This is a genomic window from Microbulbifer mixtoriginis (SeqCode) (assembly GCF_052467515.1).
In genome coordinates, this window is record NZ_CP174314.1 from 941328 (window position 1) to 955304 (window position 13977).

11 protein-coding genes are annotated in these 13977 nt (G+C 53.4%); 6 read left to right on the forward strand and 5 right to left on the reverse strand.

Going from position 1 to position 13977, the window contains the following annotated elements:
• Positions 1-59 precede the first annotated feature (59 nt).
• The 5 genes from cysZ to gatC form a co-directional block, all read right to left on the reverse strand.
• Positions 60-893: a sulfate transporter CysZ gene (cysZ, locus tag ACJJIT_RS03945; protein ID WP_444900046.1), complete on the reverse strand. Its 834-nt coding sequence runs from the start codon at positions 891-893 to the stop codon at positions 60-62.
• 32 nt (positions 894-925) lie between these two features.
• Positions 926-1225: a PA4642 family protein gene (locus ACJJIT_RS03950; protein ID WP_444886978.1), complete on the reverse strand. Its 300-nt coding sequence runs from the start codon at positions 1223-1225 to the stop codon at positions 926-928.
• 64 nt (positions 1226-1289) lie between these two features.
• Entirely contained in the window at positions 1290-2741 is a 1452-nt protein-coding gene (gene gatB / locus ACJJIT_RS03955) for an Asp-tRNA(Asn)/Glu-tRNA(Gln) amidotransferase subunit GatB (protein WP_444886977.1), read from the reverse strand.
• An 11-nt stretch (positions 2742-2752) separates the two neighbouring features.
• Positions 2753-4198, reverse strand: coding sequence for an Asp-tRNA(Asn)/Glu-tRNA(Gln) amidotransferase subunit GatA (gatA, locus tag ACJJIT_RS03960; RefSeq protein WP_444886976.1), 1446 nt, complete (start codon positions 4196-4198; stop codon positions 2753-2755).
• A 71-nt stretch (positions 4199-4269) separates the two neighbouring features.
• Positions 4270-4557 (reverse strand): Asp-tRNA(Asn)/Glu-tRNA(Gln) amidotransferase subunit GatC, encoded by a 288-nt coding sequence (gene gatC / locus ACJJIT_RS03965; protein WP_444886975.1) that lies wholly within the window; start codon positions 4555-4557, stop codon positions 4270-4272.
• Between the two features lie 355 nt (positions 4558-4912).
• Here gatC and ACJJIT_RS03970 point away from each other — a divergent pair, with 355 nt between their 5' ends.
• The 6 genes from ACJJIT_RS03970 (at position 4913) to ACJJIT_RS03995 (ending at position 13927) form a co-directional block, all read left to right on the forward strand.
• Positions 4913-5947, forward strand: a complete 1035-nt coding sequence (locus tag ACJJIT_RS03970) for a rod shape-determining protein (RefSeq protein ID WP_020412569.1) — start codon at positions 4913-4915, stop codon at positions 5945-5947.
• Positions 5948-6076: 129 nt separating this feature from the next.
• Positions 6077-6919, forward strand: coding sequence for a rod shape-determining protein MreC (mreC, locus tag ACJJIT_RS03975; protein ID WP_444900047.1), 843 nt, complete (start codon positions 6077-6079; stop codon positions 6917-6919).
• On the forward strand, positions 6906-7385 hold the full coding sequence (mreD, locus tag ACJJIT_RS03980) for a rod shape-determining protein MreD (RefSeq protein WP_252083011.1): 480 nt from the start codon (positions 6906-6908) through the stop codon (positions 7383-7385). The genes mreC and mreD overlap by 14 nt, the downstream gene beginning before the upstream one ends.
• Positions 7386-7481: 96 nt before the next feature.
• Positions 7482-8093, forward strand: coding sequence for a Maf family protein (locus ACJJIT_RS03985; protein WP_444900048.1), 612 nt, complete (start codon positions 7482-7484; stop codon positions 8091-8093).
• Entirely contained in the window at positions 8090-9577 is a 1488-nt protein-coding gene (gene rng / locus ACJJIT_RS03990) for a ribonuclease G (protein WP_444886974.1), read from the forward strand. The genes ACJJIT_RS03985 and rng overlap by 4 nt, the downstream gene beginning before the upstream one ends.
• A 78-nt stretch (positions 9578-9655) precedes the next feature.
• Positions 9656-13927 carry a YhdP family protein gene (locus ACJJIT_RS03995; RefSeq protein WP_444900049.1) on the forward strand — a complete coding sequence of 1424 codons (4272 nt, stop codon included), beginning with the start codon at positions 9656-9658 and terminating at the stop codon, positions 13925-13927.
• Positions 13928-13977: the final 50 nt, after the last annotated feature.

Consider the following 13977-nt stretch of genomic DNA (forward strand, 5'->3'; position numbering starts at 1 on the left):
CTGGAGTCAAAGAAATATTTATCTAGAGATCAAGAGGCAGACAATTACCTTGTTCCTATCTAGGCTGGGTATTGGTGAGAGTTTGTGCCAGGATCTCCCTCCCTGCGCAGTCGCTCTACCCAAAGTGCGGTACCCCCTGCCACTGCCGCAGGCATTACGAAGATATTCAAAATGGGCACCATTTTGGCCAGCATTACGCTTCCACCAAAGGCGAGGCTGGTTAGTTTGCGCCTGCGTAGTACGCTCTTTAGTTCGTCAAAAGGACGCTGGTGGTTATCGAGAGGGTAGTCAACATACTGTATTGCCATACACCAGGCACCCCAAACTGCAGCTAATACGGCAGGGATAATTATGGTCCAGCTGGTTACTGTGGATATCAGAAAAATGATCAGTCCCCAGAAAATAAAATAACCTAACTTGCGCAGTTCCCGTCCCAGTGTGCGCCATACCATCTGTATCATTGGTTCAGCAGGAGGTGCTTTACCGGTGAGAAGTTCTTCAACTTTCTCGGCCAGGAGGCCATTAAAAGGGGCCGCAATAATATTGGTGATTATCCCAAACAAATAGCCATAGGCGAGGAAAAATAAAAACAACACCAGAATTGCAATGATCCAGGCGAGCCAACGAAAAACGCTGGCGGTCCAGGCGGCACCTTTGGCCATCACGGCTTCCCACCAGGACATATTGGTAGTGTCCACTGGGGTGTGTGACAGCAGGCTGCTGATAAACTCACTGAGACCACCGAGTTGGGTAATCATGATACCGCTGATCACGATAAATAACACTAGGTTGATCAGCAGGGGGACCAGGATAAAGGGGCGTAGTTCACGCTTGGTTAATAGGCGGGCGCCGCGCATTAGCGCGTCAATACCATGGACTGGATTTGAAGTCATAAAGTTACCTCTCGCAGGTGCGCGGCGGCCAATCAGTGTTTAGCACCGGCGGCTTTTAGTATTTCTATGTACTCGCTGCTCTGGCGGTGTTCACTAATACGGGTTAATAAGGTTTTTCCACCCGGATCCATACTGTTGAGGTCGTGACCTTCGGCGAGAAATAGTTGTACAAAAGTGGCAAAACTCTCCGCTTTCATACTGCGGTAGGCGCGCTCAAGCAAATGGAAATCCCGGTTGGTATTTTTTGGTGCTTCCCCCACTAGGAAACCGGCAATTCGCTCCTCGTCAAATACTTCACCGAGGACTTTTTGTTTGTCTTTTTTTAGGCTCAAAATCTTTTCCTTAGTTCTGTGAAAGAAGCCAGGTAGATTGAACCTGGCCGCAGGTTAAAAAGGTTTAAAGTAGAGCGTCGAGCTTATCCTTGAGGATCTTGTTGATCATCTGTGGATTCGCCTGACCCTTCGAGGCTTTCATGATTTGGCCGACAAAATAGCCCATCATCTTGGGCCGCTTGGATTCGTCGGCTTTACAGTAGTTATCTACTTGTGCGCTGCTGGCAGCAATAACTGTCTCTACCATCTCTTCAATGGCGCCGGTATCAGATACCTGCTTGAGACCACGCTTTTCGATAACTTCATCCGCACCACCCTCTCCCTGTGCCATAGCTTCAAAAACCTGTTTGGCAATCTTGCTGGAGATGGTGTTGTCTTTGATACGCATGATTAACCCGGCGAGCTGCTGGGCGCTAACCGGGGAATCCTGTATAGAGATTTCCTGACGGTTCAGCAGTGCGGCTAACTCACCGGTAATCCAGTTAGCGGTGAGTTTGGGTTCCCCGCAGGATTTGCATACTGTTTCAAAGTAGTCGGCGCTGGCGCGCTCCTGAGTGAGTTGGTCAGCGTCGTAGGCAGATAAGCCGTACTCTGACTGGAAGCGCTCGGCTTTGGCATCGGGCAGCTCAGGAAGTAGTTCACGCAGTTGCTCGACATAGTTATCGGTGAGCACTACGGGTAGGAGGTCTGGGCAGGGGAAATAGCGATAGTCATTGGCAACTTCTTTACTGCGCATGGAGCGGGTTTCATTTTTATCCGCGTCGTACAGTCGGGTTTCCTGCACTATGCTGCCACCATCTTCGAGGATATCGATCTGACGCTCGGCTTCAACTTTGATAGCTCGCTCAACAAAGCGGAAGGAGTTGATGTTTTTAAGCTCGGTGCGAGTGCCCAGCTTTTCCTCTCCCTTTAATCGCACAGAGACGTTGGCATCACAGCGGAGAGAGCCTTGAGACATATCTCCATCGGAGATGCCCAGATAGGTGACGATACTGTGGATTTTTTTCAGGTAGGCAACCGCTTCGGCGGCGCTGCGCATATCGGGCTCTGAGACAATTTCTATCAGAGGTGTGCCCGCGCGGTTTAAATCGATTCCAGACATGCCGTGGAAGTCTTCATGCAAGGATTTGCCCGCATCTTCTTCTAGGTGGGCGTGGTGCAAGCGTACTTTTTTACTACTGCCATCCTCTAGATGAATTTCAACTTCGCCAGCCCCAACGATAGGTTGCTCCAACTGGGTTGTCTGGTAGCCTTTGGGGAGATCTGGGTAAAAATAGTTTTTACGCTCAAAAACAGAGCGTTTACCAATATCCGCATTCATCGCCAGGCCAAACATAACCGCGTAACGAAAGGCTTCTTCATTAGGGACAGGCAGGGTACCGGGCATGGCCAAGTCTACGGCGCAGGCCTGGCTATTCGGTGCCGCACCGAAACGGGTACTAGCGCCAGAAAAAAGTTTGGATTGGGTGGATAACTGCACGTGAATTTCCAGCCCGATAACGATTTCCCATTCCACGATAGATCTCCTTATACGGCGCTGGCTTGGTGCCAGTCGGTAACCTGTTGGTATTGATGCGCAACATTGAGCATGCGGGATTCGTCCAGATAGTTACCGGTAATCTGAAGTCCTACAGGCAAATTGTTTACCAATCCACAGGGGATAGACATGCCTGGTAGGCCCGCCAAATTGGTGGCGATGGTATAGATATCTTCCAGGTACATGGCTACCGGATCAGCCCCCTTGGCTCCCAGCTCAAACGCAGGGGAGGGTGTGGTAGGCCCCATAATGACATCGACTTTTTCAAAGGCCTGTACAAAATCCTGCTTGATCAGTCGGCGCACCTGCTGGGCCTTGTTGTAATAAGCATCGTAATAGCCAGCGGATAGCGCGTAGGAGCCAACCAGAATGCGGCGCTGGACTTCTTCGCCAAAGCCCTCACCGCGGGAGCGCATATATAAATCTCGTAAATCTTTGGGGTTTTCACAGCGATGGCCATAGCGCACCCCGTCGAAGCGGGATAGGTTGGCGGAGGCCTCGGCTGGGGCTATGACGTAGTAAGCCGGAATAGCCAACTCAGTATGTGGCAGACTGATATCCACCAGCTCGGCCCCGAGTTTTTCAAACTCCTTAAGGGCATCTTGTACGCGGGCGGCTGTTTCAGCATTCAAGCCTTCCCCAAAGTATTCTTTAGGGACTCCGATTTTGAGGCCGGCGATAGAGTCGCTCAGTCCCGCGGTGAAGTCTTCATGCGGACGGTTCAGGCTGGTGGAATCTTTTGGGTCGTGGCTGACCATAGCAGACAACAGATAAGCGGCATCCTCAGCATTGCGCGCAATAGGGCCTGCCTGATCCAAGCTGGAAGCATAGGCGACAATACCCCAGCGGGATACACGGCCGTATGTAGGTTTAAGGCCGGTGGTATTGGTCAACGCGGCGGGTTGTCGAATGGAGCCGCCGGTATCTGTGGCCGTGGCTCCAGGTACTAGCAGCGCCGCTACTGCTGCAGCGGAACCTCCGGATGAGCCGCCCGGTACACAACGGGTATTCCAGGGGTTTTTTACTGGGCCGTAATAGCTGCTTTCGTTGGAGGAGCCCATGGCGAACTCATCCATATTGGTTTTGCCCAGAGTTACGGTGCCGGCGCCGTTGAGGTTTTCCACTATGGTGGCATCGTAAGGCGGAATAAAATTGTCCAACATCTTTGAAGCACAACTGGTGCGTACGCCATTGGTGCAGATGATGTCTTTATGGGCAACTGGCACTCCGCACAGGGTGGGTGCTTCGCCTTTGGCAATACGTTGATCGGCGGCTTCGGCCTGCGATAGGGCGAGTTCTTCGGTTACGGTAATAAAGCTGTTATAGCTGTCGTCTAGTTGTTGGATTCGTGCAAGTAGATGGCGAGTTAACTCCATACTGGAGAATGCCTTGCTCTGCAGGCCGCGGATCATCTCGGCGATAGTAAGCTGGTGCATGTTATTCCCTTAAAGGCTTTGGGCGGGCTCAGGGCGAAATCGAATAATTGGGTGCTTGCCTGGGGGCCTGTTCAGTCGATGACTTTGGGGACTAGATAAAGCCCTTCTTCAGATTGCGGGGCCAAGTTCTGGAAACTCTGGTGCTGGTCAGTCTCTGTTACCTTGTCGGCTCGCAGGGTCTGCACTTCATCAAGTGGGTGCGCCATGGGTGCGACCCCATCGGTGTTGACGGCCTGTAACTGGTCCACCAGTTGAAGAATATCGCCGAGGCGGCCGCTGACTTCCTCAATGGTTTCTTCGGATATGGCGATGCGAGCGAGTTCCGCCAGCTTCTCTACGGTTTGCGTATCCACAGCCATGGCAATAGAGCTCCTCCGGCTTCAGTTGCGAATCTGGGTTGCTCCGTATAAGGACGGGGCAGGGCCGGCAAATTTAGCACAATAGGCCGCTATTCTCACCGGCTCAGCTGTAGGGGGAAATCTGCAATCGATTAGCCGGGCTTCAGCCTTGCCCTGAACCGGTGCCGTTGTTAGAGTTTGCCCAATCCTGCCGGGCGCTCAGAGACTCCGGCGTATTGCGTAAATTCCGATTCGAAATGCGGCTCGGAACTCAGAATTATTTGCGCGGACTAACTAGGATTTGTATCCATAAAATAAGCCGCGCCCGCAGTGCCCGATCTGGGGGCTGACAATTAGTACAAGGTAATCGAATTCCATGTTTAAACGTTTGCGGGGCATGTTCTCCAGTGACCTCTCCATTGACCTGGGAACCGCCAATACGCTGATTTACGTTCGCGATCGCGGCGTAGTACTCGACGAGCCCTCTGTCGTCGCAATCCGTCACTACAATGGCCAGAAAATCGTTGAGGCAGTTGGAGTGGAAGCCAAACGTATGCTCGGCCGCACCCCCGGTAATATCACAGCGATTCGCCCACTGAAGGACGGGGTGATTGCCGATTTCCAAGTGACTGAAAAAATGTTGCAGCACTTTATCAAGAAAGTGCATGAAAACAGCTGGATGCGCCCAAGTCCCCGTGTGCTGGTATGCGTACCCTGTCAGTCCACCGAGGTGGAGCGTCGTGCGATTCGTGAATCTGCTCTGGGTGCCGGCGCCCGCGAAGTATCTCTGATTGAAGAGCCGATGGCGGCGGCGATTGGTGCTGGCCTGAACGTGGAGGAGGCCAGCGGCTCTATGGTGGTGGATATCGGTGGTGGTACGACTGAAATTGCCATTATCTCCCTCAATGGCGTGGTCTACTCCGACTCTGTGCGTATCGGTGGCGACCGCTTTGATGAAGCCATCGTCAACTATGTACGCCGCAACTACGGCAGCGTAATCGGTGATGCCACTGCTGAGCGTATTAAAGAAGAAATAGGCTGTGCCTACGCGGGCAGTGAAGTTCGTGAGATCGATGTACGCGGCCGCAACTTGGCGGAAGGGGTGCCCCGTAGTTTTACCCTGAATTCCGATGAAATTCTTGAGGCCTTACAAGAGCCGCTAACTGGTATCGTACAAGCGGTGAAAAGTGCCCTTGAGCAATCTCCCCCCGAGCTGGCTTCGGATATCGCTGAGCGCGGCATGGTATTAACCGGCGGTGGAGCCTTGCTGCGGGACCTGGATCGCCTGCTGATGGAAGAGTCAGGTCTGCCAGTAATCGTTGCTGATGACCCCCTTACCTGTGTTGCCCGCGGTGGCGGCAAGGCCCTGGATATGTTAGATCGCAGCCGTTTGTACCTCATGTCCAACTGAGTGGATTGAAGCTGGCGGGTTTTCCTAACAATTAGTGAGGTAGCCCTGCCGGCAGTTAGTTTCACGTTTCAGTGACATCCGATATATTGTGAGATCAATAATCATTGACCTGTACAAAGGTGGCTGCCCTTGAAACCGCTTTTTACCCGCGGCCCCTCCCCTGAGTTCCGCCTTCTATTATTGGTGCCGCTAGCAATCGCCTTGATCGTTGCAGATCACTACACCAATTGGTTCCAGTCTACTCGCGAGCGTCTTTCTGGTGTTACAGCGCCTCTTTACTGGATCACTGGTGCTCCAGAGCGTGTTGGCGATTGGGCTGGAGAGCAGTTTCGCTCTCGCGAGGAGCTGCTTGAAGAAAATGACCGTCTCAAGCGTCAAGTATTGCTGTTGGAGCAGCGCAGCCAATTATTGGCTGCGGTCAAGGCGGAAAATACGCGCTTGAAGGAGCTGATGAATTCGGCAGAAATGGTTGATGACCGGGTGCTGGTGGCCCAGGTCATCGGTGTCTCACCGGACCCCCTTGAGCATGTGCTGTTGATCGATAAAGGGCGCGATGATGGTATTGATGTGGGCACACCGGTGATGGATGCGAGTGGTTTGCTCGGGCAGGTGATCGAGGCTGGGGATGCGTTCAGCCGGATTCTCCTGATCACTGATTCCAGCCACGCAATTCCTGTCCAAGTGTTACGCAACAGTATGCGTGCCGTCGTTGAGGGCACCGGTGACCTCTATCGCCTTAAGCTCAGGCATCTTGCGAATACCAGCGATATCCGCGAGGGTGATCTGCTACTCAGTTCCGGTCTCGGTGGACGTTTTCCCGCAGGCTACCCGGTGGGCGAGGTTATGTCGATCTCCCGAGACCCGGGTCAACCATTTGCCGAGGCGGAAGTGCTCCCGCGCGGGCGTATGAGTCGCAGCCGCTTTGTTCTGGCGGTAATCGGGAGTGGGGGGCAGGGCCTTGCAAGCGAATAATCGCTGGTTTATCACGCTCACGCTCTTTCTCTCGATGTTGCTTGTGGTTATGCCCTTGCCACAGCAGTGGCTGTGGTTCCGACCCGCGTTTCCGGCCCTATTGGTTATTTTCTGGGTTACTCGTATGCCTCAGGCCTTGGGCGTTGGGTTTGCCTGGCTGGTGGGTATCCTGGAAGATCTGATCAGCGGAGCCAGTCTCGGTACCCATGCATTGGCTCTGGCAGTTTTGGCCTATTTCAGCCTGTTAACCTACCAGCGTACCAGGGCCTTTAATCCAGCTCAGCAGCTTCTATGGGTGTTCGTTTTGGTGGGTATCCACCAGGTTGTGGGTAACTGGGTACATGGTTTGGAGGGAAAAACCGTTCCCGGCCTGACTTTCTTATGGCCGGCACTTACCACGGCCCTGCTATGGCCTTGGGTTGCTCCGCTATTGCATCGCCTCTGCAGTCGGCTGCAGGTTCGTTGAGCGTCTCGTCAGTCTGTAAATCAATGTAAAATTCTGATCATTTTTCGATCAGTATCGCTATAATCAGCCGCTGGCCCACAGGGAATATGTAGTACAGTGACAAATTTCACCTCTTCGAATCGTCTTCTTCTTGCTTCGGGGTCGCCACGTCGAGCCGAATTGCTGGAGCAAATAGGCGTTGTGTTTTCCCAATGCCCGCCCTCGGTGCCTGAGCAGAAAGAAGCTTCAGAGACTCCCCAAGAATATATTCAGCGCTTGGCGCAGGAAAAATCTGTGGCCGGGTTATTGGCGACACCAGAACAGGCCGGGCTCTGGGCCCTGGGGGCCGATACAGTCGTACTTCTTGGTGAGCGTCTCCTGGAGAAACCGCGGGATTTTACTGACTTTGAGTCCATGATGTCGGCCCTATCGGGCAGAGAGCATTCTGTGCTGACTGCGATTTGTCTTCGCAGTCAGCACAGGCAATTCAGCTGTCTGGTGGAAACCCGGGTGCGCTTTCGCCAATTATCAGTCCAGAGTATTCAAGGCTACTGGCACACCGGTGAGCCCGCCGATAAAGCTGGAGGATACGGTATTCAGGGAATGGGAGCCGCGTTAGTGGAGTCTATCAGCGGCAGTTATAGCAATGTGGTTGGCCTGCCCTTGGAGGCATTAGTTCCGATGCTGGAACAGGCCGGGATTTCTTACTGGCAGGAGGCCGAGTCTTGAGTGAAGAATTGCTGATCAATGTTGCCCCAACAGAGACCCGAGTGGCACTGGTAGAAAATGGTGTGCTACAGGAGGTCTACCTGGAGCGCAGTGCACGTCGGGGCATTGTTGGCAATATCTATAAGGGCAAGGTGATTCGGGTATTGCCGGGGATGCAGGCGGCTTTTGTGGATATTGGCCTGGAGCGCGCCGGGTTTATCCATGCCTCTGATATCGCCCCCCTGGATGATGATGGGATGGAGTCCAGGGATGCTGAAGTTGCAGATATTCGCGCTCTTGTGCGGGAGGGGCAGCCCCTGGTCGTTCAGGTAGTAAAAGATCCTATTAGCAGTAAAGGCGCGAGACTGACCACCCACTTGTCAGTATCTGCCCGCTATCTCGTCTATATGCCGCAAACCCGTCATATCGGGATCTCCAATCGTATCGAGGATGAGGGAGAGCGCGAGCGCTTGCGTAAGCTGGTGGAGGCCGCCTCGTCACGTCTCGCCGAAGATGGCCTTTCCGCAGATGGAGGCTTTATTTTGCGCACCGTGGCTGAGGGTGTTAGCGAGGAGGAGTTGCTACGGGATATCCCCTTTCTTTACAAACTTTGGGGGGAGTTGGAGCAGCGCATCAAGGAGCGGGTAGTGCCCTCCGTAATTTACGAGGATTTGCCGCTATTTATGCGTGCCCTACGTGATCTTGCGCGCCCTTATACCGAGAAGATTCGTATAGACTCCCGCGAGGCGCATGGTCGCGCGGCAGAATTTGCAGGCAAGTATGCACCAGAAATAGCTGGGCGACTCGAGCACTATCCCGGTGAGCGTCCCCTGTTTGACCTGTATGGGGTTGAGGAGGAAATCCGCCGCGCCCTACAGCATAAGGTGACGCTAAAGTCCGGGGGGTATCTGATTGTCGAGCAAACCGAGGCGATGAGTACAATTGACGTCAATACCGGCGCATTTGTAGGTCATCGCAACCTGGAAGAGACTATCTTCAAGACGAATTTGGAGGCGGCAACGGCAATCGCCCGCCAGTTGCGCCTGCGCAACCTCGGGGGAATCATCATTATCGATTTTATCGATATGAAAGATCCTGAGCACCAACGTCAGGTATTGCGCACCCTGGAGAAGGCTCTCGAGCGGGATCACGCTAAGTCGAGTATTACCGGGGTTTCCGAACTCGGTTTGGTAGAGATGACCCGCAAACGTACGCGGGAATCTCTAGGGCAAATCCTGTGCGAGCCCTGCCCTGTGTGTGAGGGGCGCGGCACCTTAAAGAGTGCGGAAACAGTTTGCTTTGAGATCTTCCGGGAAATTATCCGTGAGGCGCGCGCCTACGATAGTGAAAAAATCATGGTTTTGGCCAGTCAGGTGGTAATCGATCTGCTGCTGGATGAAGAGTCGGCGAATGTCGCCGATCTGGAGGAATTTATTCGCAGGCCCATACAGTTCCAAGTAGAGCCCATTTACAATCAGGAGCAGTACGACATTGTTCTTGTGTAAATCATTATTAGCCTCCTCGCAGTTTTTCGATGCTGGTCGTTGCGATGCCTGCGACAGCACCGTGGAAGAGTGGGAGTGATGATGATCTTATTGCGCTGGCTTGCGCGAAAGTTTTGGCTGTTATCGGTAAGCTTGGTGATTGCCCTGGCAATCCTTGTTCAAACCGGGCGCCTGCTATCGCCTCAAGTTGAGGAATATCGCCCGCAGATCAGCCGCTGGCTCAGCGGTCAGCTGGGGGTTCCGGTACAGATGGACCGTATCTCCCTGCGCTGGGAAGCACTGCAAGTCTCATTACAGCTCGACGGCCTGCGCCTTGGGCAGAAGGGCGAGTTGCGTATGGGGCACGGCCTGTTCCAACTGGATTTGCTCGCCAGCCTATGGAATCGTGAGCTGGTGTGGAAAGACCTGCAAATGCACGCCTTTACTGCTGGACTCAGCCGAGATGAGCAGGGCGAGTGGCGTCTGGACGGCTTCCCCGATATCTCCCTAAAGCCTGACGGCAGGGTTGTGTCCAATCCCAAGGCAGCGGACCCGGCACGACTTTTCCAGTTGAGCCCCAAGGTCTGGATTAGCGATGCGGCAATCACTGTCAGGCTGCCTGATGAGCAGGTTGCCGAGCTCAACTTGCCACAAATTTCTCTGGAAAACCGAGGTGATTTTCATCGTCTTACGGCCCGCGCTTTTATCTCCCGCGAAGGCGAAGAGCAGGCTAGCAACACTGAGACTCTCCGCCTGGTGCTGGAGGGGCGTGGTAACCCGCGCAATAAAAAACAATTTTCACTGCGAGGTTATATGCAGCTCAATGAGCTGTTGTTGGACCAGGATATTGTGTCACTACTCCATCAGTTGACCCCTCTACCCGACCGATTTCATTGGAGTGGACGTAAGTGGGCGGATGGACGCCTGTGGCTGCATAGCGATGCGAGCAGTGGTTATCGGTTGGTCGGACGAGTAGACCTTGCTCAGGTATCAAACTTGGATCAGCCAGAAGAGGCGCCGAAGAAAAGCAGTCAGGGCAAAAGTCAGCATGAAAGTAGTGATCTGGTACAAAACAGAGATCACATAATGGCACCTTTACGGGCGCTTTCTGGAGATATTTCTGGTCGCTGGCTGCCCGGTGAACATTGGCGTTTGGCTTTACAGGATACCCAAATCGATTGGCAGGGCTTGCAGATGCCACCGCTAAACCTGCAGGTTAGTAACGACCTTCAGGGAGTAGCACTGTCCGCAGATGTGATCGATTTAGCGGGATGGAGCGATATTCTCACTCGGCTGGATGTTTTGCAGGGTGCTGCAGGCGAGTGGTTGACGTCCCTGAAGCCTTCTGGCCAGTTGCGACGCGTGCAGCTGCGCAAAGAAGCGCAAGGTGCGGTGAGCCTGAGTGCCAATTTGCACAATATCAGCACGCAGGCATTCCGCGGTGCGCCATCAGTGGCCGGCTTGAGTGGCTACATGGAGTTTGCCGGTAACGATGGCCGGGTGGAATTGGATGGCTCGAACTTGCAAGCAGGGTTTCCAAATCTTTACTCCGAGGCATTCTCTTTTGAGCAAGCCAGCGGTACTTTGGCCTGGAGCCTTAGTAAGGATTCGAATGAAATCAATGTCTTCTCTGGCCCTTTGCTATTAGATGGAAATCTGGGCGAAGTTCGCGGGCAGTTTTTGTTGTCCCTGCCTTTCCATCCTCAGAGTCGTCCAACGGATTTACTCCTGTCGCTTTCTCTGCGTGATGCGGATGTTGGCGTTCAAGAGAAGCTGGTGCCGACAAATGTCAGTGAAGACTTGCGCAGTTGGTTGAATGAGGGGCTGGGCAACGGAAATCCTGGTCGGGTTGAGACTGCCGCATTTATTTACCGTGGCAGCAGTTATCGCAAAAATGGCAAGGATGAGTCACTACGTGCGCTGGGGGCTCACAATAAGCGTCAAACAGTACAGTTGGCTGCAGACTTTTCTGGCGCCAATCTTAAGTATGCCGACGAATGGCCTAAGGTTCAGTCTGTTGATGGCCTACTCAGGCTGGATGATGGCAATGTTTCTGTCAGTGCAGACAAGGCCCGTGTTTGGGGAGTGGATGCGAATAAAGTTTTAGTGGAAGTAACCCCACAAAAAGATAAAGGCTCACGTCTGGATGTGACCGCCCAGCTTCAAGGGCCGGCTGCTGATGGTTTGCGCTTGTTGCGCGAATCCCCTTTGCGCAAACAGCTCGGCAATGCTTTTGATGAGTGGTTGTTGTCGGGAGATATTCGCGGGCAGCTGAACCTCACTCAGCCCCTGGGTGGTGCTTCAGTATCACCAGCTCAAAGAGTTGAATTGCAGTTGAGTCGTGGTGATTTACAGCTGCAAAATCTGCGCTTGCATGCTGAGGCTCTGGCTGGTGATGTCATTTTTGACAGCGATACAGGACTCGAAGGTACTGAGCTGAAAGGTCAGCTCTGGGGGCGGCTAATAAATGCGAGCATACGTCATATAGGTGATGCCGATGCGCGCGATACGCAGGTGGTCGTGGATGGCAGAGCCAGTACTGAGTCGATCTACAGCTGGAGCCAGCGTCCCGAGCTGAGATGGCTTGAAGGTACCATGGGTTACCAGGCACTTATTACCATCCCAGCAAAATCTAAAGAGGCCCCCTACGCTGCAGTTTTCGAGCTGACCTCAAATCTTGCTGGTGTGGCGGTAAACCTTCCGGAGCCCCTGGCTAAGCCCTCTGAAAGTAAAACGAATTTTGTATTGCGTGCCCCCATTGGTGATCAGGGCAGCTTATTTCACCTGAATTACGGTGAGCACCTGCAAGGGCAGTTTTGGCTGGTGGACGGAGCTCTTGAGCGAGCGGCTATTGCGCTCAATGCCGAGGCGAAATTACCTGAAGAAAGAGGGGTGAGTATCCTTGGCGACATTTCCAATGTTGATTTACCCCGCTGGGAAAAGCTGTTGGGCGTTTACCGAGATGACTCATCGGTTGTTGAAGAGTCATCCGCTCAGCCCGAACAAGCACCATCACTGATTCATAAGGTGCAAGCAAGCAACCTGGATGGCCTGACTGCACTTCCCCAAAGTGGACAGACAACTGACAATGTTTCCAGTCCACTACCGATTAGTCTTGACCTAAGCACAGATAGCCTGCAATTGGGAACAGTGGCTATTGAGCATATTCATGTCACAGGCGGAGGAGTGGGTTCAAAGTGGCAGTTAGATTTTGATAGTGAAATGGCGGCGGGAAGACTTTCGGGAACGCTCGGTGGGCAAAAACCTCTGCGTTTAAAGTTGGCGCATTTACGCCTTCCTGCTCCTGAAGAAAGGCAGACTATTTCCGGCGCTACATTGGCTGAGCAGCCCTTTGCGGAAGAGTTGTTGGACCCCTGGGCAGATTTTAATTTTCAGACGCTGCCAGCCCTGGATTTCAGCACGGAAAGTCTGCGAGTGGGGGGTGAGGAGCTCGGGCGCTGGTCTTTTGACGTTCGGCCATCCGAAGACCGCCTGGTTCTAAGCGATATTCGCGGTAGTGTCCGCGGGTTCCATCTGCAGGGACGTGGTGGTGGTGAAAAAGCCTTGGGAGCGCAATTGATGTGGATGCGCGATGCGGAGGGCAATAATTCCTCTCAATTTATTGGGCGCCTGGCAGCAGATGATCTCGCTGATATTCAGCGTGAGATGGGGCATGAACCGCTTATTGAAAGTAAGTCTGCGACCTTTGATACAGCCTTGCGCTGGGATGGGTCTCCGGCCATGGCCAAGGGTAGTTTGCTCTCCGGAGATTTGAAAATAGATATTCGTGATGGCCGCTTCCTTCGTTCCACCGGTACTGCTGGCTCAACGGTCTTGCGGTTGTTATCGCTGTTTAATTTCGATACCTGGGCGCGCCGCTTGCGCTTGGATTTCTCCGACCTTTATAAGAGTGGTATGGCTTTCGACCGAGTGCGTGGAGAGGTCGTGTTCGAAGGGGATGGGCAGTTGTTGATTGCAGTGCCTATTCAGGTTGAGGGGCCAACCAGTGAGCTGCAGATGGCGGGAAGGGTCAATCTTTTGCGGGAAGATTTGGATTTGACCCTGGTGGCGACTTTGCCAGTAAGTAACAACCTAGCCCTGGTTGCCGCTCTTGCTGGGGGATTGCCGGCTGCGGCAGGCGTTTATCTCATCAGTAAAGCGTTTAAAAAGCAGGTGAAGAAGATGGCCAGTGTGAGTTATCGCATCAGCGGTGACTGGGCTGACCCTCAAATGCGTTTTGAGAGACTCTTTGATGGAGATGGTGCAGAGCGTCAGGGGGCCGCCTCTGAGGCTGCTGGGAAACAGGCAAAACCGGATCAGGGAATCAGTCGTGCACCAACGCTTCCTTTGGCGGATGAAGCGGGCTCTTAGCCTGCTTATTGGGAGGATACACTTCCAGAAAGAGCTCAACTGCATGTGCA

What these genes read in the sequence shown, in the direction of transcription:
- gatC (WP_444886975.1), bottom strand. Translation starts at nt 4,557, where the DNA reads ATGGCTGTGGATACGCAAACCGTAGAGAAGCTGGCGGAACTCGCTCGC.
- gatA (WP_444886976.1), bottom strand. Translation starts at nt 4,198, where the DNA reads ATGCACCAGCTTACTATCGCCGAGATGATCCGCGGCCTGCAGAGCAAG.
- ACJJIT_RS03970 (WP_020412569.1), top strand. Translation starts at nt 4,913, where the DNA reads ATGTTTAAACGTTTGCGGGGCATGTTCTCCAGTGACCTCTCCATTGAC.
- ACJJIT_RS03995 (WP_444900049.1), top strand. Translation starts at nt 9,656, where the DNA reads ATGATGATCTTATTGCGCTGGCTTGCGCGAAAGTTTTGGCTGTTATCG.
- cysZ (WP_444900046.1), bottom strand. Translation starts at nt 893, where the DNA reads ATGACTTCAAATCCAGTCCATGGTATTGACGCGCTAATGCGCGGCGCC.